This window comes from Flaviramulus aquimarinus (assembly GCF_039543205.1).
Classification (GTDB): domain Bacteria; phylum Bacteroidota; class Bacteroidia; order Flavobacteriales; family Flavobacteriaceae; genus Flaviramulus_B; species Flaviramulus_B aquimarinus.
Genome location: NZ_BAABJH010000002.1, coordinates 108,436 through 129,386, shown reverse-complemented (window position 1 = coordinate 129,386; position 20,951 = coordinate 108,436). Strand labels below are relative to the sequence as shown.

24 protein-coding genes are annotated in these 20,951 nt (G+C 32.6%); 13 read left to right on the top strand and 11 right to left on the bottom strand.

Translation table 11 applies throughout. The features are described from left to right. Positions 1-11 precede the first annotated feature (11 nt). From ABD941_RS08950 to ABD941_RS08920, 7 genes are all read left to right on the top strand, one after another. The gene (locus ABD941_RS08950) at positions 12-1,256 is read left to right on the top strand and encodes a 3-phosphoshikimate 1-carboxyvinyltransferase (RefSeq protein ID WP_345273793.1); all 1,245 of its coding nucleotides are present in this window, start codon (positions 12-14) and stop codon (positions 1,254-1,256) included. A 118-nt stretch (positions 1,257-1,374) separates the two neighbouring features. Next, positions 1,375-2,424 (top strand): tRNA preQ1(34) S-adenosylmethionine ribosyltransferase-isomerase QueA, encoded by a 1,050-nt coding sequence (gene queA / locus ABD941_RS08945; RefSeq protein ID WP_345273792.1) that lies wholly within the window; start codon positions 1,375-1,377, stop codon positions 2,422-2,424. Positions 2,425-2,492: 68 nt separating this feature from the next. After that, entirely contained in the window at positions 2,493-3,533 is a 1,041-nt protein-coding gene (gene rlmN / locus ABD941_RS08940) for a dual-specificity RNA methyltransferase RlmN (RefSeq protein ID WP_345273791.1), read from the top strand. A 132-nt stretch (positions 3,534-3,665) separates the two neighbouring features. Further along, on the top strand, positions 3,666-4,643 hold the full coding sequence (locus tag ABD941_RS08935) for a polyprenyl synthetase family protein (protein WP_345273790.1): 978 nt from the start codon (positions 3,666-3,668) through the stop codon (positions 4,641-4,643). 152 nt (positions 4,644-4,795) lie between these two features. Next, positions 4,796-5,374, top strand: a complete 579-nt coding sequence (locus ABD941_RS08930) for an RNA polymerase sigma factor (RefSeq protein ID WP_345273789.1) — start codon at positions 4,796-4,798, stop codon at positions 5,372-5,374. Further along, positions 5,361-6,131, top strand: a complete 771-nt coding sequence (locus ABD941_RS08925; RefSeq protein WP_345273788.1) for a hypothetical protein — start codon at positions 5,361-5,363, stop codon at positions 6,129-6,131. Before ABD941_RS08930 ends, ABD941_RS08925 begins: the two co-directional genes overlap by 14 nt. A 92-nt stretch (positions 6,132-6,223) precedes the next feature. Beyond that, a complete protein-coding gene (locus ABD941_RS08920; RefSeq protein WP_345273787.1) occupies positions 6,224-7,300 on the top strand; it encodes a coiled-coil domain-containing protein in 1,077 nt (358 codons plus the stop codon). A 59-nt stretch (positions 7,301-7,359) separates the two neighbouring features. Here ABD941_RS08920 and ABD941_RS08915 read toward each other — a convergent pair whose 3' ends face one another. From ABD941_RS08915 to rsfS, 6 genes are all read right to left on the bottom strand, one after another. Then, a complete protein-coding gene (locus tag ABD941_RS08915) occupies positions 7,360-7,626 on the bottom strand; it encodes an acyl-CoA-binding protein (RefSeq protein ID WP_345273786.1) in 267 nt (88 codons plus the stop codon). Continuing rightward, positions 7,619-8,278, bottom strand: a complete 660-nt coding sequence (locus tag ABD941_RS08910; protein ID WP_345273785.1) for a phosphatidylserine decarboxylase family protein — start codon at positions 8,276-8,278, stop codon at positions 7,619-7,621. Before ABD941_RS08910 ends, ABD941_RS08915 begins: the two co-directional genes overlap by 8 nt. Continuing rightward, positions 8,268-9,089, bottom strand: a complete 822-nt coding sequence (locus ABD941_RS08905) for a phosphatidate cytidylyltransferase (RefSeq protein ID WP_345273784.1) — start codon at positions 9,087-9,089, stop codon at positions 8,268-8,270. Before ABD941_RS08905 ends, ABD941_RS08910 begins: the two co-directional genes overlap by 11 nt. Before the next feature lies 1 nt (position 9,090). Beyond that, complete coding sequence (locus ABD941_RS08900; RefSeq protein WP_345273783.1) at positions 9,091-9,699, bottom strand: LUD domain-containing protein; 609 nt, start codon at positions 9,697-9,699, stop codon at positions 9,091-9,093. A gap of 121 nt (positions 9,700-9,820) precedes the next feature. Next, complete coding sequence (gene ftsH / locus ABD941_RS08895) at positions 9,821-11,782, bottom strand: ATP-dependent zinc metalloprotease FtsH (RefSeq protein WP_345273782.1); 1,962 nt, start codon at positions 11,780-11,782, stop codon at positions 9,821-9,823. Positions 11,783-11,791: 9 nt separating this feature from the next. Next, a complete protein-coding gene (gene rsfS, locus ABD941_RS08890) occupies positions 11,792-12,163 on the bottom strand; it encodes a ribosome silencing factor (RefSeq protein ID WP_345273781.1) in 372 nt (123 codons plus the stop codon). 93 nt (positions 12,164-12,256) lie between these two features. Between rsfS and ABD941_RS08885 the strand changes: the two genes are divergently transcribed. Next, positions 12,257-12,988 (top strand): biotin--[acetyl-CoA-carboxylase] ligase, encoded by a 732-nt coding sequence (locus ABD941_RS08885; RefSeq protein ID WP_345273780.1) that lies wholly within the window; start codon positions 12,257-12,259, stop codon positions 12,986-12,988. Here ABD941_RS08885 and ABD941_RS08880 read toward each other — a convergent pair. Both ABD941_RS08880 and pyrE read right to left on the bottom strand, forming a co-directional pair. Continuing rightward, positions 12,985-13,380 (bottom strand): SRPBCC family protein, encoded by a 396-nt coding sequence (locus ABD941_RS08880; protein ID WP_345273779.1) that lies wholly within the window; start codon positions 13,378-13,380, stop codon positions 12,985-12,987. The two genes, ABD941_RS08885 and ABD941_RS08880, sit on opposite strands and share 4 nt — an antisense overlap. A gap of 87 nt (positions 13,381-13,467) precedes the next feature. After that, on the bottom strand, positions 13,468-14,112 hold the full coding sequence (gene pyrE / locus ABD941_RS08875) for an orotate phosphoribosyltransferase (RefSeq protein WP_345273778.1): 645 nt from the start codon (positions 14,110-14,112) through the stop codon (positions 13,468-13,470). 122 nt (positions 14,113-14,234) lie between these two features. On the opposite strand from pyrE, the gene ABD941_RS08870 reads away from it, so the two are divergent. The 3 genes from ABD941_RS08870 (at position 14,235) to ABD941_RS08860 (ending at position 17,046) form a co-directional block, all read left to right on the top strand. After that, positions 14,235-14,816: an NUDIX hydrolase gene (locus tag ABD941_RS08870; protein WP_345273777.1), complete on the top strand. Its 582-nt coding sequence runs from the start codon at positions 14,235-14,237 to the stop codon at positions 14,814-14,816. Between the two features lie 142 nt (positions 14,817-14,958). Beyond that, complete coding sequence (locus ABD941_RS08865; RefSeq protein ID WP_345273776.1) at positions 14,959-15,330, top strand: hypothetical protein; 372 nt, start codon at positions 14,959-14,961, stop codon at positions 15,328-15,330. A 102-nt stretch (positions 15,331-15,432) separates the two neighbouring features. After that, complete coding sequence (locus ABD941_RS08860; RefSeq protein WP_345273775.1) at positions 15,433-17,046, top strand: SulP family inorganic anion transporter; 1,614 nt, start codon at positions 15,433-15,435, stop codon at positions 17,044-17,046. A 12-nt stretch (positions 17,047-17,058) separates the two neighbouring features. On the opposite strand, the gene ABD941_RS08855 is transcribed toward ABD941_RS08860, so the two are convergent. The 3 genes from ABD941_RS08855 to ABD941_RS08845 form a co-directional block, all read right to left on the bottom strand. Then, the gene (locus tag ABD941_RS08855) at positions 17,059-17,505 is read right to left on the bottom strand and encodes a HEAT repeat domain-containing protein (RefSeq protein WP_345273774.1); all 447 of its coding nucleotides are present in this window, start codon (positions 17,503-17,505) and stop codon (positions 17,059-17,061) included. A 76-nt stretch (positions 17,506-17,581) separates the two neighbouring features. Then, a complete protein-coding gene (coaD, locus tag ABD941_RS08850; protein WP_345273773.1) occupies positions 17,582-18,037 on the bottom strand; it encodes a pantetheine-phosphate adenylyltransferase in 456 nt (151 codons plus the stop codon). Positions 18,038-18,154: 117 nt separating this feature from the next. After that, on the bottom strand, positions 18,155-19,129 hold the full coding sequence (locus ABD941_RS08845; RefSeq protein WP_345273772.1) for a D-alanine--D-alanine ligase: 975 nt from the start codon (positions 19,127-19,129) through the stop codon (positions 18,155-18,157). A 181-nt stretch (positions 19,130-19,310) separates the two neighbouring features. On the opposite strand from ABD941_RS08845, the gene ABD941_RS08840 reads away from it, so the two are divergent. Together ABD941_RS08840 and ABD941_RS08835 are read left to right on the top strand one after the other, a co-directional pair. Further along, the gene (locus tag ABD941_RS08840; RefSeq protein ID WP_345273771.1) at positions 19,311-19,868 is read left to right on the top strand and encodes a PASTA domain-containing protein; all 558 of its coding nucleotides are present in this window, start codon (positions 19,311-19,313) and stop codon (positions 19,866-19,868) included. A gap of 2 nt (positions 19,869-19,870) precedes the next feature. Continuing rightward, positions 19,871-20,905: an RluA family pseudouridine synthase gene (locus ABD941_RS08835; protein ID WP_345273770.1), complete on the top strand. Its 1,035-nt coding sequence runs from the start codon at positions 19,871-19,873 to the stop codon at positions 20,903-20,905. Positions 20,906-20,951: the final 46 nt, after the last annotated feature.

Sequence of the window (20,951 nt, the reverse complement as noted above, 5' to 3'; positions counted from 1 at the left end):
ACAATTTTACAATGAATATCACACTTCACAAATCACAAATAGTAAACCGTAAATCAAAAGTTACAATAACAGGTTCAAAAAGTGAATCCAATCGTTTGTTATTACTTCAAGCGCTATATCCAGATTTAAAACTAGAAAATGTTTCAAATTCAGATGATAGTAACTTAATGGCTAATGCCTTAAACACTCAAGCTGATATTGTAGATATTCATCATGCAGGTACCGCCATGCGGTTTCTAACCGCTTATTTTTCAATTCAAGAAGGTAGAACAGTAACGCTAACAGGTTCAAAGCGCATGAAAGAACGTCCTATTAAAATTTTAGTAGAAGCGTTACAAGATTTAGGCGCTGAAATTGAATATGAAGACCATGAGGGTTTTCCGCCAATAAAAATAAAAGGGAAGAAACTAACAAAAAATAAAGTATCGTTAAAAGCGAATGTAAGTAGTCAGTATATTTCCGCTTTGCTATTAATAGCTTCAACACTTGAAAACGGTTTAGAATTATCTTTGGAAGGCGAAATAACATCTGTTCCGTACATTAATATGACTTTAAGTTTATTGGACGAAATAGGCGTAGAAACATCTTTTGAAAATAATACCATTACAATAAAGCCAACAACCAATCCCGATAGCTATCGTGACAAACAACCAGCAACATTTACAGTTGAATCCGATTGGTCTTCAGCATCTTATTATTTTAGTATAGCAGCTTTAAGTGACATAGGAACGGAAATCACCTTAACATCATACAAAGAAAATTCATTACAAGGGGATTCAGCTTTGGTGGATATTTATAAGCATTTTGGTGTGTCTACGGTTTTTAAGGATAATGCACTGACTTTAAAGAAGGACACATTACGTTTAAACCCCTTATCTCTAGACTTAAAAAACGCACCAGATATTGCTCAAACCATTGCGGTAACCTGCTTTGCTTTAGGGATTTCATGTGATTTAACAGGGCTTCATACATTAAAAATTAAAGAAACAGATAGACTCGTTGCATTAAAAACAGAAATTGAAAAGTTAGGAGGAGACGTCAATATCACTGATAAATCGTTACACTTGGCAGCTTCAAATTCAATAAACGAATTAGTTTCTATTGCAACATATAACGATCACAGAATGGCTATGGCCTTTGCGCCGTTAGCACTTAAAACGTCAATAATTATAGAAGATGCTATGGTCGTTTCAAAGTCCTACCCAACCTTTTGGGATGACTTAAAATCCATAGGTTTTGAAATAACATCAAATTAACCATCGATTATTTTAAGATTTATTTAGGTATAAGAAATAATAATCACGTATTTACTTGACAACCCCTATGCGCAGATTGTATATTTGCAACTTTCTAAAAATAACTAAACTCCTATAAATGAAATTATCACACTTCGGCTTCGAATTACCAGAAGAATTATTAGCAGAGTACCCAGCAGAAAATAGAGATGAGTCTCGCTTAATGGTTTTAAACAGAAAAGAGCAGACCATCGAGCATAAAATGTTTAAGGACGTTATTGACTATTTTAATGAAGATGATGTTTTGGTGCTTAACAATACCAAAGTTTTTCCAGCCAGATTATACGGTAACAAAGAAAAAACGGGTGCAAGAATTGAAGTGTTTTTGTTAAGAGAATTAAACGAAGAACAACGTCTTTGGGATGTTTTAGTTGACCCAGCTCGTAAAATAAGAATTGGTAACAAATTATATTTTGGCGATGATGATACTTTAGTAGCAGAAGTTATAGATAATACAACTTCAAGAGGACGTACATTGCGTTTCTTGTACGATGGATCATATAGAGAATTCCGTATAAAATTAAATGAGCTAGGCGAAACACCACTTCCTAAATACATTAAAAGAGATGTGGAGCCAGAAGATGAAGATCGTTACCAAACTATTTTTGCTAAAAATGAAGGTGCAGTAGCAGCTCCAACAGCAGGACTTCACTTTTCAAAACATTTATTAAAACGTTTAGAAATAAAAGGTGTAAATTTTGCAGAAGTAACATTGCATGTTGGATTAGGGACTTTTAACCCTGTTGAGGTTGAAGATTTATCTAAGCATAAAATGGATAGCGAAGAGCTAAAAATTGATGAAAAGGCAGTAGGGATTGTTAATACAGGCCTAAAGGAAAAAAGGCGAGTATGTGCTGTTGGAACCACTGCAATGCGCGCCATAGAAAGTGCCGTATCAACAAGCGGAAAACTAAATGAAATTGATGGATGGACCAATAAATTTATTTTCCCTCCTTACGATTTCAGTATAGCAAACTCAATGATTACCAATTTCCATACACCAAAATCAACTTTGTTAATGATGGTTTCTGCATTTGCAGGTCACGACTTCATAAAACGTGCCTATGATGAAGCTATTAAAGAAGGATACAAGTTTTATAGTTATGGTGATGCCATGCTAATCATATAAATATAATATTTTAAATAATAAGCCTCTTTTATTAGAGGCTTTTTTATTAGTTGTTTTTCTGCATTCAAATGGAAATCAAAAAAAAAGATATACGCGCATTAACCAAAGAGCAATTGAGAGCGTTCTTTGTAGAGCAAGGCGATAAAGCATTTAGAGGCAATCAAGTTTATGAATGGCTTTGGCAAAAATCGGCGCATACTTTTGAAGATATGACCAATGTTTCAAAAGAAACACGTCAAATGCTGAAAAACCACTTCGTTATCAACCATATAAAAGTAGATACCATGCAACGTAGTAGTGATGGGACTATTAAAAATGCAGTAAGGCTTCATGATGATTTAATAGTAGAATCGGTTTTAATTCCAACCAAAACCAGAACTACCGCCTGTGTATCCAGTCAAGTAGGATGTAGTTTAGATTGTAAGTTTTGTGCAACGGCACGTTTAAAACGTATGCGTAATTTAAATCCTGACGAGATTTACGACCAAGTGGTAGCCATAGATAATGAAAGTAGATTATACTATAACAGACCATTAAGTAATATCGTTTTTATGGGTATGGGCGAACCGCTTATGAACTATAATAATGTTATTAAAGCCATAGATAAAATAACATCACCAGAAGGTTTAGGCATGTCGCCTAAGCGTATAGTAGTGTCCACATCAGGAGTGCCAAAAATGATTAAGAAAATGGCCGATGATGATGTTAAATTTAAACTTGCTGTGTCATTACATTCAGCAATAGATGAGGTTCGAACGTCTATTATGCCATTCAACGCCACCTTCCCACTTAACGATTTAAGAGAGGCGCTTCAACATTGGTATGTTAAAACAAAAAACAGAATAACCTATGAGTATGTGGTTTGGGATGGTATAAACGATAAAAGAAAAGATGTTGATGCCTTAGTCGAATTCTGCAAATTTGCACCTAGTAAAGTAAATCTTATTGAGTATAATCCTATTGATGATGGCGAGTTCCAACAAGCTCATTCAAAAGCAATAGATATGTATGTTAAAGTTCTAGAAAGCAATAATATTACCGTTACAGTTAGACGAAGCCGAGGTAAAGATATTGATGCTGCATGTGGGCAGTTGGCTAACAAGAGTTAAAGACGGCTTGACAATTTTTATTTAGTTTCATTTTAAGTGTTTTTCTGTAAAGAAAATCCATTTATTAAATAGTGATTAATTTTAATAGAACCCGCTTGAAATAGTATATTTGAATTACTTTAAACAAATCAATTGAAAGTAGTAGAGCAAATAAAGCAACCCATCGCTTATGAAATGGATCTTTTCGAGCAAAAGTTTCAGCTTTCTATGGCGAGTAAAGTAGCCTTGCTTAATAGGATTACGCATTATATAGTAAACCGAAAAGGGAAGCAAATGCGACCTATGTTTGTGTTTTTGGTTGCAAAAATGGTGTCTAATGGGGAGGTTAGCGAACGTACATACAGAGGCGCATCTGTTATCGAATTAATCCATACAGCAACATTGGTTCATGATGATGTGGTAGATGATAGTAACCGCCGACGTGGATTCTTTTCAGTAAACGCGCTTTGGAAAAATAAAATAGCGGTTTTAATTGGCGATTATTTGTTATCAAAAGGTTTGTTGTTATCCATTGATAATAATGATTTTGATTTGCTTAAAATCATATCCATTGCAGTAAGGGAAATGAGTGAAGGTGAGTTGCTTCAAATTGAAAAAGCTAGAAAGCTCGATATTACCGAAGTTGTTTATTATGAGATTATTCGCCAGAAAACAGCAACTCTAATTGCTGCCTGTTGTAGTTTAGGGGCAGCTTCAGTAAAACCTGAATCTCAGCATGTTGAAACTATGCGAAAATTTGGTGAGCTTATCGGTATGGCATTTCAAATAAAAGATGATTTGTTTGATTATGGCGATGCGCAAATAGGAAAACCAACAGGTATTGATATCAAAGAACAAAAAATGACTTTGCCATTAATTTATGTGTTAAATCAAGCTTCAAAAAAAGATAAAAACTGGTTGATAAACTCTATTAAAAACCATAATAAAAATACCAAACGTGTTAAAGAAGTGATAGCCTTTGTAAAGCATAATGGTGGTCTAGATTATGCTGTTGCTAAAATGAAGGAGTTTCAAACCGAAGCATTAGAGCTCATTAAAACTTACCCAGATTCTAAGTATAAAAATTCGCTAGAACTTATGGTGAATTATGTGATAGATAGGAAGAAATAAAGTGGGTTTTTATAACCGTTTAACTTTAACGTGGATGTTACCTTAATTTTAAACACCACTCATGTATTACTTTTTAAAAGGGAGTTGTAAAATAAATGCCCCCTTAAGCAACCATTTGCATATAATTTGCGTCTTTATAAATAGAAGCTTAAATGAATCCATTTTTGAAAGTTATTCAACTGCATAAAAACGAAAGTGCATTAATAAAAAAAGCGATTAAAAATAATCGTGAAGCGCAGCATGTGTTATTTGAAATGCATGCGCCAAAAATGCTAAGTGTGTGTAGATATTATATTAAAGATTTACATCATGCTGAAGAAGCTATGCTAAATGGGTTTTTTAAGGTGTTTTTAAATTTGAAGCATTTTAAAAATGAAGGTTGTTTTGAAGGTTGGATAAGGCGAATCATGGTCAGGGAATCCATTTCGTTCTTAAGGCAGCAAAAATATATTGAGTTTTCTGTTGAAGATATAACGATTAACCAGGATTACGTAAACAATATCAACACCAATATTGAAGTTGCCGAAATACAACAGTTAATTGATACCTTACCTGAAGGTTATAAAATGGTATTTGTAATGTATGCCATTGAAGGGTATAAGCATTATGAAATTGCGGAGATTCTCAATATTAATGAAGGAACCTCAAAATCGCAATTATTTAAAGCACGCAAAATGCTTCAGGAAAAATTAAAACAATTAAATAAAATCACAAGCAATGGAACCCATTAAAGTTGAAGAACATATAAAGGAAAAGCTTGATAAAAGGACTTTGCAACCATCAGCAGATGCTTGGAATAGATTGTCAGAGCGATTAGATAATCAAGGCAAAAATAAAAACAACACGCCTTATTGGTGGTTAGGTATAGCAGCCAGTGTTATTGGAATTTTGTTTGTGGTTACCCAATTTTCAGATACTAATAAGGTGGTTGAAGAGGCCCCAAAAATAGTAATAACGCCAGAAGCTATTCAGCAAGAAAAAAAGGAAACCATTAAAGTTGCTTCTGTAGATATTGAAAACAAAGTTTTAAATAAGAATGAACGTGTTATTTATAAAGATAAAACATTAGACAACCCTAAAGCAGAAAAATTACTGAGGACAAATAGAATAAATAAGCCTCTAGCTATAGTTGCTAATGAAAAATCAAATCCAAAAGAAGAACATATTCAGATGAATTCACCTGAATTACCAAAAGAAAACCTAACGTTCGAAAATCAAGAAATCCAAAATATTGTTGCACAAGTACAAGCATTGAGAGCAGATAAAAAAGATGTAACAGATGAAGACATCGATGCTTTATTGATTGAAGCGCAAAAAGAAATACAATTAAATAGATTAATTAATGAAACTACAGGAGTAGTTGATGCAAATATATTGCTACAAGAGGTAGAATCCGATTTAGACCAATCCTTTAGAAATAAGGTTTTTGAAGCGATAAAAGCAAGTTATAATTCTGTAAAAATAGCAGTAGTCCAACGTAATGATTAAATCCATTAGAGATTAAGGTAACTGAATAAAACTAATAATAAATTCATCATCAAATCAATTAATCAAGCCTGTTATGGGCAAAACGAACAATTATGCAAACAATTATAAAGTATTTAGTGCTATTAATAATAGCTTTAAGTGTGCAATTAATCCGTGCACAAGACACCATTCAAAATGTAAATAATAAGCACAAGGTAGAAGAGTTAAGTAAGTTGCGAGAAGATATAAAAAACCAAGAAAAAGCTTTTCTGAAAGCTGAAGTAGAGGCTATAAATCTCCGTTTAGAAAATGGTGAAATAACAAATGAGGAAGCGGAAAAACTTAAAAAAGAAGTTGCTAAAAAAAGAGCTTTAAATATTGAGAATCGCATAGTGATTATTAATAACAAAATTTCACTTTTAGAACGCAATGAAGATGGGTACCATACTGACGATGAAGATCTATCTAAAATAGGTTTTAGTATAGGAGGCGATGAAGGTAGTTTTGCCGGAATAAAGATTAAAGATAAAAACAAACCCAAAAAGTACGATTTACGAACTACAAGTGATTTTGTTTTAGCCTTTGGTTTTAATAATGCCATTATTGAAGGTGAAAAATTTGACGATTCTCCATACAAATTTGGAGGCTCACGTTTTTTTGAAATAGGATGGGCTTGGAAAACACGGGTTTTTAAGAACTCTAATTTTTTACGTTTTAAGTATGGGTATTCCATTCAAATAAATGGATTAAAGCCTGATAATAACGCTTATTTTGTGCAACAAGGTGATCAAACGGTTTTAGAGGAGTTCCCTGAAAATCTTAAAAAATCAAAACTTTCAATTACCAATTTGGTGCTTCCTATTCATTTTGAATTTGGGCCATCAAAACGCATTGATAAAGATACCCATTTTAGGTATTCAACAGATAATAAATTTAAGATTGGTATTGGAGGTTATGCTGGGTTTAATATTGGTACACGGCAAAAACTAAAATACAAATTGGATGGTGAAGATATAAAGGATAAACAAAAGCGTGGCTTCAACACCTCTAATTTAGTTTATGGTTTAAGTGCCTATTTAGCATTTGATAGTACAGCACTGTATATTAAATATGATTTGTCTCCTATTTTTAAAGACCAAATTGTAGATCAAAATAATATTTCTATAGGCGTGCGCTTTGATATGGATTAGTTGATATAATTAGGCATTGTGTCTTTCTTGTAATACCAATAGTGACAGACTATTTAAAATTATTTTCTGTATAAAAAGTAATTATTGACCAAGTCTATATAAGCTTGTTTAGCACCGTCTTCGCTAATATTTTCTACTTGAAATAAAGCATTGGTTTTAAAAGCGTTTATAATGGGCTTCTTGCTTTTTGGTTTGCTATAATCGTTAGTTGCTTTTTTATAGTAAGCATAAAGTTTTAAAAGTGTATCGGCAGGAAAAGGTTCGGTGTATGCGTTTACCCGATTAACAGCTTTTTGAAATTCTATGTCTAAGTTGCTTTTACCCATTGTTATTTTCAGCAATAATACTTTCGCCTCCACGAACTTTTTGATTCAGCGCTACTTTTATATTAGTATCTAAAGGTAAGAATAAATCGACCCTTGAGCCAAATTTTATAAACCCAGACTCACCACCTTGAGAGGCTTTATCATTAAGCTTTGCATAGTTTACAATACGTTTTGCTAATGCACCGGCAATTTGTCTATGTAACACCTTGCCGTAAGTTTCGTTTTCTACAACAACGGTGGTGCGTTCGTTTTCTTCACTCGCTTTTGGATGCCAAGCTACTAAATATTTTCCTGGGTGGTATTTACTAAAAATAACATTTCCAGAAATAGGGTAGCGCGTAACATGTACATTTAGTGGCGACATAAATACGCTAACTTGCAAACGTTTTTCCTTAAAATATTCTTTTTCAAAAACTTCTTCAATAACAACCACTTTGCCATCTACAGGAGATAGGACTTGTTTGTTATTTAAAACGGTATGGCGTTTTGGATTTCTGAAGAATTGGAGAATAAGTATTAAAAAAGCCAATAAAGCAATTAGAATAACGGTTTTTAACCATACGATACTAATAAAACTTTCAGCTAATAAAATACCAGCAACAACAATAATAAATGTTATGACTATAATTTTATGACCTTCTTTATGAAACATAATGTAAAATTCTTAAAAATAAATATATAAATGGTGCTGCAAAAATAATGCTATCTAGTCTATCTAATAAACCACCATGACCTGGCATAATAACACCACTATCTTTAACATTTGCTTGTCTTTTAAACTTAGATTCGATTAAATCTCCTAAAGTACCAAAAACAGTAATAATAATACTTAGTATTAACCAGCTCGTAAAGTTTAAAGTTTCAGTAAAGGTAGCAATAAAATAGCTGGCTATACATGAAAAAAACAAACCGCCAAGGAATCCTTCAACGGTTTTTTTAGGTGAAATTTTTTCAAAAAGTTTTTGTTTACCAAAGTTTTTACCAACTAAATAAGCAAAAGAGTCATTTACCCAAACTAAGATGAAAGTACCGAGTAATATAGAAGGATTATAGTTTTCATAATAATTAGCTATCAAGATTAAAAAAACAAAAGCACTTGATAGATAGAATGTTGTTAGTAAAAACCGTTTAGTAACAAAAAGCGGAATGGTCTTTTCTGAAAATAGATCTTTCACTAAAAATAGCTTTACAAAAATAGAGATTACCATAAGTATTTGTATCGCTTCACTTAAACCCGCATTTGTGTTTAAAACAGTTTGCCAATAGCCAAAAACGGCATATAATACAATAAAAATTAAATAAGGGATATTACTTTTAAGTTGAATGAGTTTTTTGAATTCACTCATGCATATTAAGCCAAACACAAGAAAAATTGCTAAAAGTAAGTGTTCAAAATATAGACAAACAAGTAATAATGAAATATAGACTAAGCCAGAAAGTGATCGGATAAACGTTTCTTTCATTCTATAAATCTTCAAAAAGTAATAGATATAGGTTTTTTGCGCTACTTCCATAACTTAGAAAATCTTTTTCATCACCAGATTTAAAATGTTTTATGGTTGTAATATTAGTTGGGATTTTTTGCCTGTTTTTAGATTTTATACCGCGCAAACCTTCGCCTATGTTTTCAACAATTTGACTTGTTGTTGCAAATACAATAAAGTTGAAAGGTAGTTCCGGTAGTTTTTTTTCAAAGATTTGTTTTGATGAAATTAGCAAGGATCCATCATTAGCAATTAAATTTTCACAAGTGGTTAAGAAAAAAGTAGCTTCACTTATCTTTCTAGTAGGTAATAAATCAGAATTTTTAAATTTATCTTGTAAATTATCATCAAGTAATAAAACTTGCTCTTCTTCCCAATTGTTTTCGTCTATAATATGATTTAAATTTGTGTAAACCTCATTTAGGTTTTCGCAGTACAAGAATTTACCACCATTAGCCTTAAAGTTTATAGTAAACCTTTCGTCTATTGGCAGTTTTACTTCTGGCATATATTTGCCTCTATCATCAGATTTTAATTCTTTACCTGAATGTACAGATTTAGAACCAAATAGTTTTCTAAAAAGGCTCATTTAAGTTATAGCTATTAACAGAATTCTTTTGCGTTTTATCAAATATAAAAAATCTTAAATTAACCTTGTTACTAATTTAAGATTTTTACTAAAAGCTTAACAAATTATATGCTTTTCAGATTTATTCGTCGATAGTTTCGCTTGACTCCTTTGGTTTTTCTACTTCTTCTTTTTCAAAAGCGCGTTTACCGAATATTTTTTCAAGATTATCTTTAAAAATAACTTCTTTTTCAAGAAGGACTTCTGCTAGCTGGGTTAATTTATCTTTATTGGCTTCAAGTAATTTGATTGCACGTTGATATTGTTCTTCAATAATATCTGATATTTCCTTATCAATTAACTCTGCTGTTTGTTCACTATAAGGTTTAGTAAAACCGTATTCACTTTGTCCAGAATCATAATATGTTAAATTACCAATTTTATCACTAAGTCCATAAATAGTGACCATGGCTCTAGCTTGTTTAGTTACTTTTTCTAAATCGCTTAATGCCCCAGTAGATATTTTATCAAAAATCACTTTTTCAGCAGCACGACCACCAAGAGCAGCACACATTTCGTCTAGCATTTGTTCGGGTCTTACAATTAGCCGTTCTTCAGGTAAATACCATGCAGCTCCTAATGAACGCCCACGAGGTACAATGGTAACTTTTACGAGTGGTGCAGCATGTTCTAACATCCAACTTACAGTGGCATGGCCAGCTTCGTGAAAAGCAACAGCTTTTTTCTCGCTTGGTGTAATAATTTTATTTTTCTTTTCTAAGCCTCCAATAATTCTATCAACAGCATCGAGAAAATCTTGTTTGTCAACTGCCTTTTTTCCATTTCTAGCAGCAATCAAAGCGGCTTCGTTACATACATTAGCAATATCGGCACCAGAGAAACCTGGCGTTTGCTTAGATAAGAAATCTAAATCTAAATTTTCAGCTTTTTTAAGCGGTCTTAAGTGGACTTCAAATATTTCTTCACGTTCACGAACATCGGGTAGGTCTACATAAATTTGTCTATCAAAACGTCCTGCACGCATTAAAGCCTTATCTAAAATATCGGCTCTATTGGTTGCAGCAATCACGATAACGTTTGTATTTGTACCAAAACCATCCATTTCAGTTAATAATTGATTTAATGTGTTTTCACGTTCGTCATTACTACCAGACATAGCATTTTTACCTCTAGCGCGACCAATGGCATCAATTTCATCAATAAAGATGATGGATGGGGATTTTTCTTTTGCTTGTTTGAATAAATCCCTAACACGCGAAGCACCCACACCAACAAACATTTCAACAAAATCTGAACCAGACAATGAAAAGAAAGGTACTTTTGCTTCACCAGCTACTGCTTTTGCTAATAAGGTTTTACCGGTTCCAGGAGGGCCTACAAGTAAAGCTCCTTTAGGAATCTTTCCACCTAAGGTGGTGTATTTTTCTGGAAATTTAAGGAAATCAACTATTTCTTGAACTTCTTCTTTAGCACCTTCAAGTCCTGCAACATCTTTAAAACTTGTTTTAACCTCCGTATTTTGGTCAAAAAGCTTTGCTTTGGACTTTCCTATATTAAATATTTGTCCTCCAGCACCACCGCCAGCACCTCCAGACATTCTTCGCATAATAAAAATCCAAACACCAATTAACAGTACAAATGGTAAGATTCCCATCAATAAATTCCCCCAATCATTGGTCTCAGTATCAAACTTAACTATAGGTTTAACATCTAAATCTTTAGTGGTTTCATTGAGTTGGTTTTCAAAATTTTGAAGGTCACCAAATTCAAATTTATAATTAGGTAATTTTGTAGTAGAAGGTATAAATGTTTGAGGTTTTGAGTTTTTATGAATCTCTTTGGCCTCAGCATCTCTTGTTAAATATACTTTTGCAACACGGGTGTTTTTTACAATATCAACTTTTTCAACATCACCATCTTCCAAATACTTAAAAAAGTCTGAGGGCGTAGTTAAATTACCTTCTTGATAACTTCCGCTACTAAATAATTGAAAGCCTAAGAAAATTGCTATTAATATACCATAGATCCAGTATGGACTAAATTTTGGTTTTTTATCTTTTATATTCTTTTTATCGTTTGCCATTTTGTTTTTTTAGTAACTCGTTTCTATAACTGTTGTTTTTGCATCGCCCCAAAGGCTTTCAATATCGTAATATTCTCTAATGTGTTTTTGAAACACATGCACTACAACATTAACATAATCTATTAATACCCATTCTGAATTATCTAAACCTTCAGTGTGCCAAGGATTGTCTTTAAGCGTTTTGCTTACCTTTTTTTGTATGGAGTTAACAATGGCATTTACCTGTGTGTTTGAAGTTCCTTCGCAAATAATAAAGTAATCACAAACCGTGTTTTCAATCTCTCTTAAATCTAGAATATTTATTTCATTACCTTTAACATCTTCAATCCCACTGATTATAACAGATATTAGTTGGTCTGCGCTTATTTTTTCTTTCGCCATTAATTATATTTAATTTGTGCAAAGTTATTATTTTTTTAGTTCTTTATACTTTAAAATAATCATAAGATTTTAAAGACCAGCAATAACTCTAATATGTCTATAATCAAACTTAATGCCACTGATTCCACAAATAGTTATTTGAGAACCTTGAGTGCTAGAGAAAATGTGGAGGATTATACAACGGTTGTTGCAAAAAAACAAACCCAGGGCAGGGGGCAAATGGGCACGGTTTGGGACGCTGAAACATCTAAAAACCTAACGTTTAGTGTTTATAAGGATGTATCTGGCTTTCAGTTAGATTCCCCTTTTTATATCAGTATGGTTGCGGCTTTGTCTGTATTGAAAACACTTCAATTTTTTTCAATTTCTCGATTACGTGTAAAATGGCCTAACGACATTTTGTCAGCAGACAAGAAGATTTGTGGTATTTTAATCGAAAATGTCATAAAACAGAACTCGATTAATGCCTCTATTATAGGTATTGGTTTAAATGTGAATCAAACCGAATTTAAAAATCTGCCTAAAGCATCATCATTAAGTATACTATCTGGAAAAGTTTATAATTTGGATGAATTGGTAATGGTTATTTTAAACAATTTAAAGGGTTATTTTTTACTATTGAAGGATGGAAAGTATGATCTGATAAAAGCGGAATATGAAACACATCTTTTTAGAAAAAATAAACCTTCAACATTTAAAGATGTCGAAGGTTTGATGTTTTCAGGTTTTATAAAGGGGATTTCCGATTCAGGAAAACTTCTTGTTTTACTGGAAGATAATATTATAAAATCATTCGATTTAAAAGAAATTACATTACTTTATTAAATTGCTTTAGGAATACTAGTAGCTAGGGTTTCAATAAATTTTGTTATTGGACCTTTTATCATCATGGCCATCATAGGGTTGAAATCACCTGTGAAATCAAGTTGTACGTCGCTTGAAGCCTCGTTTATTTCTGTAATATTTGCGATAAGCGAAAAATCAATTTTTCCGCCAGCTGCACCCAAAATAATTTTGTTTGGAGGTAGTACTTCTTTCTTTTTTAAGATGATTTCAGGCATGCCTTTTAATGCAAAAAGAAATGTGTCATCGCCTAAAACTTCAAATTTACTTATGTTTTCAGGCATTAAAGATTCAAAGTTTTTTATATCGGCTAAAAAATTAAAAACGTCTTGTGGCGATTTACTAACGCTAATTTTTGGGGATTCTAAATTCATAATGTTGTTAAGTTATATATTGTTAAGTTGTTTGAGTTGTTTTCGACTAAAAGTCTTAACAACTCAAACAACTTTACGTTTAGTATATCAATTAGTGTTCCATTCACTTGGGTTGGTGTTCCACTCTAATAATGTTTTTAATTCTTTTTCAGAAATATAATTGGTTTCTAAAGCTTTTTCAAGTAAGTTTTTGTAATTACTTAATGTATTTAAGCGTATATTTTCTTTTTCAAAATTTTTGGCAGATACATCAAAACCATAAGTAAAAATGGCTACCATGCCTTTTACATTAATTCCTGCTTCTTTTAATGCTTTTACGGCATTCAAGCTGCTTTTTCCAGTACTAATTAAGTCTTCAACTACAACAACACTTTGTCCTCTTTCAATAAAACCTTCAATTTGGTTTTTACGTCCGTGACCTTTAGCATCTGGTCTTACATAAATAAAAGGGAGACCTAAATATTCAGCGACCAACATCCCTATACCAATAGCGCCTGTGGCAACACCAGCAATAACATCAGGTTTTCCATATTCTTTTTCAATATGTTTACCCATGATTTCACGAATGTAATTACGAATTGGCGGAAAGGATAAAATAATACGGTTATCACAATATATTGGTGATTTCCAGCCCGATGCCCAAGTAAAAGGTTCTTGAGGGCTTAGTTTTATAGCATTAATCTGTAATAAAACCTCAGCCGTTTTTTTAGCGGTGTCTTTGTCAAAAATCATGTGGACAAAATTACATATAAATTTAAATTTATATGATAATATGGTTCAATAATTTTTTTTAACATATGTATGAATTGTAAGTAAAAATGATATTTTTACCATATCTAAAATTATTATTGGGTATGTATAAAGTTTTTGTTGGCGATAAACCTATAGTTTTAACCACTGTAGTTGAAAAAGAAACTAACTTTAAAAATTATTTATTGAATACGGTAAATGTTGTAAAAGTTATAAGAAAACTCAATACATCAGTTTTAAGTGAAGCCCGATTGATTCACAAAAATGAAGATAAGCTCATAAAAAAGTTTTTAAAAAAACTACCCAATGTCATTGCAGGTGGTGGAAAAGTCTATAATGATAATGGCGAGGTTTTATTTATTTACAGAAATGATAAATGGGATTTGCCAAAAGGAAAAACAGAGGGTAAAGAAACTATTGAAGAGACGGCACTTAGGGAAGTTAGTGAAGAAACAGGAGTGGCAGGATTACAAATTACCAAGCCTTTAGAAACGACCTATCATATTTTTAAACGTAATGGGCGTTATAAAATAAAAATTACCCATTGGTTTGAGATGAAAACCAGTTTTGCTGGGAACCTATATGCTCAACAAGAAGAGGGAATTACAAAGGTAGAATGGCTAAATAATACTCAAATAAATAAGGTCCTTGAAAACTCTTATGCTAATATTAAATTATTAGTTTGATTTTTGATGAATAATTTCATGATAAATAAGACTTTAAGTAGTTAAAGTAAAAAAAAAATGACTAACTTAGTTGAGTAAGTGCTATTACACCAGATTGATTAATTTGAAAGTGTTGATTTAATATTCTCGTTAAAACAATGCAATGGGTAGTTATAAACTGTCATTTGGAACTATTAAGATTCTACAAAATAATTTGGCGGAGGTTATTGTAAATGATGGTCTTGTTATGGATTTAGTCCATGTTGATGAATATCATGATTTTTTACTGACTAATCTTGATGCGCCTTTTTTTCTTTTAATAAATAAAAAACATTCATATAGTTATACTTTTGAAGCGCAAAAGGTTATTGGCAATTTAAAAGAAATAAAAGCTCTGGCAGTTGTAGTTGGTACTAATGGTGGTTTAATGTCTACAGAAACCTTAATAAATATGAATAAAGATGATAATTGGAATATTGAATTGTTTCAAAAAAGAGATGAGGCTTTAGTCTGGTTAGAAAAAGAAATATCCTAAAAAATCACTATTACGTTTTAGTTTGGGTAAAAGCCAAATTATAATACTTCTACTTGCACACCAACATATTAAGCGTAAATTTGCACCTTCAAAAAGTAAACCATGACTGAATTTATTAGAAAGCGTGCTGCTAATGCAAAAAACGATATTTTAAGTGGAATTACTGTGGCACTGGCTTTAGTACCAGAGGCTGTAGCATTTGCTTTTGTTGCAGGTGTAGACCCGTTGGTTGGTTTGTATGCTGCATTTATGATTGGTTTAATAACCTCTATTTTTGGAGGTCGCCCAGGCATGATTAGTGGTGCCACAGGAGCTTTAGCGGTAGTTATGGTAAGCTTGGTAGCAGAAGGGAACGCCATGGGCGAACCAAGTGAGCAATTAGGGTTATACTATTTGTTTGCTACTGTAATTTTAATGGGAATAATTCAAATGCTAGCTGGAGTTTTTAGATTAGGTAAGTTTGTAAGATTGATTCCACACCCTGTAATGATGGGGTTTGTAAACGGATTAGCTATTGTGATATTCTTATCGCAATTAGGTATGTTTAAAGATGGTAATGGCGATTGGTTTACCGGAAATACCCTTTGGGTTATGATTGGTTTAGTCGGTTTAACGATGGGGATTATGTTTGGCTTACCAAAACTTACTAAAAAATTACCCGAAGCTTTAATTGCTATACTGGTAGTGTCAGCCATTGCAATTTTCGGAAACTTAGATGTAGCAACCGTTGGTAGTTTTATTCGTGATGGCGGCGGCGAAGGTTTGAAAGGGGGGTTGCCACAGTTCCAAACAGATATATTCAGTAAAGTGCCTTTTAATATTCAAACACTTAAATTTATATTTCCTTATGCTTTGATTCTTGCGGCTATTGGTTTAATAGAATCGTTAATGACACTAAATTTAGTAGATGAACTAACTGAAACTAGAGGAAATGCCAACCGTGAATGTATGGCACAAGGCGGCGCCAATATCGTTACTGGTTTTTTTGGAGGTATGGGCGGTTGTGCTATGATTGGGCAATCTTTAATCAATATAAAATCAGGTGGTAGAACAAGACTTTCAGGTATTGTAGCCGCAGTGTTACTGTTAATATTCATCCTTTTTGCATCTGGATTGATTGAACAAGTGCCAATATCAGCTTTAGTAGGCGTTATGTTTATGGTCGTTATCGGAACATTTGCATGGAGTAGTTTCAGGATTTTAAATAAAATTCCATTAAGCGATGTTATTGTTTTAGTTGCAGTATCTGCATTAACGGTTATTTTTGATTTAGCCATTGCGGTAATTGCAGGAGTTATTATTAGCGCGCTTGTATTTTCTTGGGAAAACGCCAAGCGTATTCGTGCTCGTAAGCGTTTACGCGAAGATGGAACAAAGGTTTATGAAATATGGGGGCCTTTGTTTTTTGGATCTATTATTGCTTTTAACGAAAAGTTTGATGTTAAAAACGATCCTGAAACAGTAGAGATTGATTTTGTTGAATCTAGAATTAGCGATCATTCTGCTATCGAAGCTATTTTTAACTTAGTTAATAAATACGAAGAAGCAGGTAAACAAATTAAACTTAAGCATTTAAGCGAAGATTGTAAAATACTACTATATAAATCAAGCCCTAAATTTAGAGAGGTTATTGTTGAAGATATAGACGATCCACGCTATCACTTAGCAGAAAACCCAGAGGCATTTACCAAAGGGCTTTCAGAATATAAGTTTTAACATTGTTAATTGTTAGCGCATGGGTTTTTTAAGCTGTTCTTTAACCCGGTCAAACGATTTTTTGCTAGCACGCTCCCACCGATAAATCTTATACTTTTTATTTTTGTTAGCTTCGTGTTTAGCCTGGCTTTCAAGTGTTTTATTTGCCCAATTAAAACGCTTTTGTATTATGGTTTTAACAAGAACATCATCTGTACCAATACGTTGTAAAGCATTTAAAGCCGCAATAGATACATTTTGCACCTTATCATCTATAGATTTTATAAGTACAGGAATTGATGATGGTTTACCAACATGTTCTAGAGCTTCAGCAGCTCGTTTTCTTGTTTTGTAATTTCCATGGACTAAAGCATACTCTAATTTTTCAACATGATTGTTTTCCATCCAAAAGTTAATTATGTTTTCAGAAGGTTGAACAAGTTTTAGTTTAAAAAGTAAATATGTAATTTGATAGTACATGAATTATTAAATAGATTATTTACTTATTAGTATAAAATATTTAATTAATGTTACATTTTAGGAGTTAGAAGTTAAACTATTTAACTCTAACATTATCAGGAACTAGTTTGGTATAATCCCCATTATTTCTAATAACATCACGAACAATAGAAGAGGCAATATAAGATGTGCCTGCAGAGGTTAAAAGAAAAACAGTTTCAATAGGAGCGAGGTCTCTATTGGTATGAGCAATGGCTTTTTCAAATTCAAAATCTGCTGGATTTCTAAGACCACGTAAAATAAATTCAACACCAATCTCTTTACAAAAATCGACCGTTAAGCCTTTATACGTTACCACTTTTACCTTAGGTTCATTGGCGAAAGCCTCTTCAATAAATGTTTTACGTTCATTAAGGGTGAACATATATTTTTTATCAGCATTAACACCAATAGCAACTATAATTTCATCAAAAAGGGTGATGCCGCGTTTTATAATATCGTAGTGGCCTAATGTTAATGGGTCAAAAGACCCTGGAAATAAAGCTCGTTTCATTAGTCAGTTTTTGTTATTCCCGGCTTTCGTCTTAAGTTTATGTCGATTCTAGTCGAGGTACTTAAGATAAACTTCGGCGGAAATTTAATTACAGTTGATATCAAATATAACTATAAATTATTTCAAAGCTTCCTCAATAGCATTATCAAATAGTTCAGCTAAAGAAATATTAGCAGCGGCAGCTTGTTGCGGTAAAATACTTTCTCTGGTCAATCCAGGAATAGTATTCATTTCCAGCAAATGAGGCTCACCATCTTTAAAAATAAACTCACTTCTGCTAAACCCTTTCATTTTTAAAACTTCGTAAACCTTTTTAGCCTCTCTAGTAACTTTTTCTTCTTGATCTGCGGTTAATCTAGCTGGTGTAATTTCCTGAGATTTCCCTAAATACTTCGCTTCATAATCAAAAAAGTCGTTTTCAGAAACAATTTCGGTAATAGGTAACACTTTAGTTTTTCCTTTAAATGTAATAACACCTACAGAAACTTCGGTGCCATCTAAAAATGATTCAATAATAATTTCATTATCTTCTTTAAATGCTACATCAATAGCCTTTTGTAAATTCTCTTTTTTATGTACTTTAGAAATGCCAAAACTACTTCCAGCTTTGTTGGCTTTTACAAAACAAGGCAAACCGACTTTTTCAATAATGGCGTCTTCATTAATAATGTCTCCCAGGTTTAAGTAGAACGATTCCGCCGTCTTTATACCATAAGGCTTTAAAACACTTAAACAGTCCCGTTTATTAAATGTTAAACTTGCTTGATACATGTTACAACTGGTGTGTGGTATGTTTAATAGTTCAAAATAACCTTGCATAAAACCATCCTCGCCAGGAGATCCGTGTATGGCGTTAAACACACAGTCGAACGATATGGTTTTATCAGCGAATCTAACCGAAAAATCATTTTTATCAATAGGGAATTCCATATTGTTAGTATCAACATACACCCATTTATCCTTAAAGATATGGATGCGATAAGCGTTGTATTTTGAAGTGTCTAAGGTTTCAAAAACAACATTTCCACTTGTTAGCGAGATTTTGTATTCGCTAGAATACCCGCCCATAATAATGGCAATATTTTTTTTCATTGATACTATTTTTGTCTTTCCCTTTAGGAAGCGCGTCCCTTCTATATAATTTGTATTAGTCCAAAACCAACAATATATCGTATCTATTATTAGTTAATAGTTAAAGGCTAAAATATCATATATATTGCAAAAGAAAAAACAGTTCTGTTTTTATATATTTGCCTAACCGAAAATTCTATACATGAGCATTGTAAAATTTCTTGTCAGTAAAACTTTTTTTAAACAAATTTTATTGGCTGTTGTAGCTGTGGTTGTTTTATGTTTTTTTATTTTGAAATGGTTAAACATAACTACTAATCACGGTGATTTTGAAACAGTTCCAGATCTAAAAGGAAAATCTATAAACGTAGCCCAACTAGAATTAGAAGATAATAATTTGGTTATGAAAATTCAAGATTCTGCAAACTACAATCCAGATTACCCAAAGTTTTCCGTTATAGAACAAGAACCTCTTTCAGGTACAAAAGTTAAGGAAAACAGAAAAATATACATCACGCTCAACCCATCGGGTTATAGGAAAATGAATGTTCCTGAGGGTTTGATAGATAAAACGTTCAGACAAGTAAAACCAACACTTGAAGCTTTAGGTTTTAAAATAGGTAGAATTACTTATGTTGATAACCTTGGTAAAGACATGGTTTTAAAGCTAAGCCATAAAGGAAAAACAATTAAAGCAGGTGATAAGTTGGCTAAAACCTCTACAATAGATTTAGTGCTAGGAAATGGCAACAGACCATAATTATGGATGATTATACACCGCAATTACCAGACGAAGACAATCTTTATGAGCATCACGTCTTTACAGTAGATAAAGGGCAAGCACCACTCAGGATTGATAAGTATTTAATGAATTTTGTAGAAAATGCTACAAGAAACAAAATTCAAGCTGCAGCAAAAAACGGAAGTATTTTTGTAAATAATGTTCCTGTAAAATCCAATTACAAAGTAAAACCCTTTGATAAAATTAGAGTGTTGTTTTCGCATCCACCTTTTGAAAATTTATTGGTAGGCGAGGATATCGATATTAATGTGGTTTATGAAGATGATGATCTTTTAGTTGTAAACAAAGAAGCTGGTATTGTAGTGCATCCAGGGCATGGTAATTACTCAGGAACACTTATAAACGCATTAATTTACAGGTTTGATAATTTGCCTAATAATTCCAGTGAACGCCCAGGGTTAGTTCACCGCATAGACAAAGATACCAGCGGACTTTTAGTGGTTGCAAAAACAGAACAAGCTATGGCACATTTATCCTTGCAGTTTGCCAATAAAACCAGTGAACGTGAGTATGTAGCTATTGTTTGGGGTAATATGGATGAAGATGAAGGTACTGTAGAAGGTAATATTGGGCGACACCCAAAAAACCGATTACAAAATACCGTTTTTCTTGAAGACGAAGCCGAAAAAGGCAAACCTGCCATTACCCATTACAAAGTTTTAGAGCGATTAGGCTATGTGACTTTGGTGTCTTGCAAATTAGAAACGGGGCGCACGCACCAAATACGTGTACATATGAAACATATTGGGCATACGCTGTTTAATGATGCTCGTTATGGTGGAGAAAAAGTGTTAAAAGGAACAACCTTTACTAAATACAAACAGTTTGTAGACAACTGTTTTAAAGTATTGCCTAGGCAAGCTTTACATGCTAAAACATTGGGTTTTGAACATCCGAAAACAGGCAAGTTTATGCAGTTTAATACAGAAATCCCAGACGATATGCAGCAGTGTATTGAAAAATGGCGTAATTATACCAAGAACCAAGAGTTGTAATACTTGGTTTTTTTGTTTGTAACTGATTCTTTTTTTTTTCTTTTTT

Excerpts from the sequence above, each read along its gene's own strand:
- ABD941_RS08950 (WP_345273793.1), top strand. The coding sequence starts at position 12 with ATGAATATCACACTTCACAAATCACAAATAGTAAACCGTAAATCAAAA.
- queA (WP_345273792.1), top strand. The coding sequence starts at position 1,375 with ATGAAATTATCACACTTCGGCTTCGAATTACCAGAAGAATTATTAGCA.
- rlmN (WP_345273791.1), top strand. The coding sequence starts at position 2,493 with ATGGAAATCAAAAAAAAAGATATACGCGCATTAACCAAAGAGCAATTG.
- ABD941_RS08930 (WP_345273789.1), top strand. The coding sequence starts at position 4,796 with ATGAATCCATTTTTGAAAGTTATTCAACTGCATAAAAACGAAAGTGCA.
- ABD941_RS08925 (WP_345273788.1), top strand. The coding sequence starts at position 5,361 with ATGGAACCCATTAAAGTTGAAGAACATATAAAGGAAAAGCTTGATAAA.
- ABD941_RS08920 (WP_345273787.1), top strand. The coding sequence starts at position 6,224 with ATGCAAACAATTATAAAGTATTTAGTGCTATTAATAATAGCTTTAAGT.
- ABD941_RS08915 (WP_345273786.1), bottom strand. The coding sequence starts at position 7,626 with ATGGGTAAAAGCAACTTAGACATAGAATTTCAAAAAGCTGTTAATCGG.
- ABD941_RS08910 (WP_345273785.1), bottom strand. The coding sequence starts at position 8,278 with ATGTTTCATAAAGAAGGTCATAAAATTATAGTCATAACATTTATTATT.
- ABD941_RS08905 (WP_345273784.1), bottom strand. The coding sequence starts at position 9,089 with ATGAAAGAAACGTTTATCCGATCACTTTCTGGCTTAGTCTATATTTCA.
- ABD941_RS08900 (WP_345273783.1), bottom strand. The coding sequence starts at position 9,699 with ATGAGCCTTTTTAGAAAACTATTTGGTTCTAAATCTGTACATTCAGGT.
- ftsH (WP_345273782.1), bottom strand. The coding sequence starts at position 11,782 with ATGGCAAACGATAAAAAGAATATAAAAGATAAAAAACCAAAATTTAGT.
- rsfS (WP_345273781.1), bottom strand. The coding sequence starts at position 12,163 with ATGGCGAAAGAAAAAATAAGCGCAGACCAACTAATATCTGTTATAATC.
- ABD941_RS08885 (WP_345273780.1), top strand. The coding sequence starts at position 12,257 with ATGTCTATAATCAAACTTAATGCCACTGATTCCACAAATAGTTATTTG.
- ABD941_RS08880 (WP_345273779.1), bottom strand. The coding sequence starts at position 13,380 with ATGAATTTAGAATCCCCAAAAATTAGCGTTAGTAAATCGCCACAAGAC.
- pyrE (WP_345273778.1), bottom strand. The coding sequence starts at position 14,112 with ATGATTTTTGACAAAGACACCGCTAAAAAAACGGCTGAGGTTTTATTA.
- ABD941_RS08870 (WP_345273777.1), top strand. The coding sequence starts at position 14,235 with ATGTATAAAGTTTTTGTTGGCGATAAACCTATAGTTTTAACCACTGTA.
- ABD941_RS08865 (WP_345273776.1), top strand. The coding sequence starts at position 14,959 with ATGGGTAGTTATAAACTGTCATTTGGAACTATTAAGATTCTACAAAAT.
- ABD941_RS08860 (WP_345273775.1), top strand. The coding sequence starts at position 15,433 with ATGACTGAATTTATTAGAAAGCGTGCTGCTAATGCAAAAAACGATATT.
- ABD941_RS08855 (WP_345273774.1), bottom strand. The coding sequence starts at position 17,505 with ATGTACTATCAAATTACATATTTACTTTTTAAACTAAAACTTGTTCAA.
- coaD (WP_345273773.1), bottom strand. The coding sequence starts at position 18,037 with ATGAAACGAGCTTTATTTCCAGGGTCTTTTGACCCATTAACATTAGGC.
- ABD941_RS08845 (WP_345273772.1), bottom strand. The coding sequence starts at position 19,129 with ATGAAAAAAAATATTGCCATTATTATGGGCGGGTATTCTAGCGAATAC.
- ABD941_RS08840 (WP_345273771.1), top strand. The coding sequence starts at position 19,311 with ATGAGCATTGTAAAATTTCTTGTCAGTAAAACTTTTTTTAAACAAATT.
- ABD941_RS08835 (WP_345273770.1), top strand. The coding sequence starts at position 19,871 with ATGGATGATTATACACCGCAATTACCAGACGAAGACAATCTTTATGAG.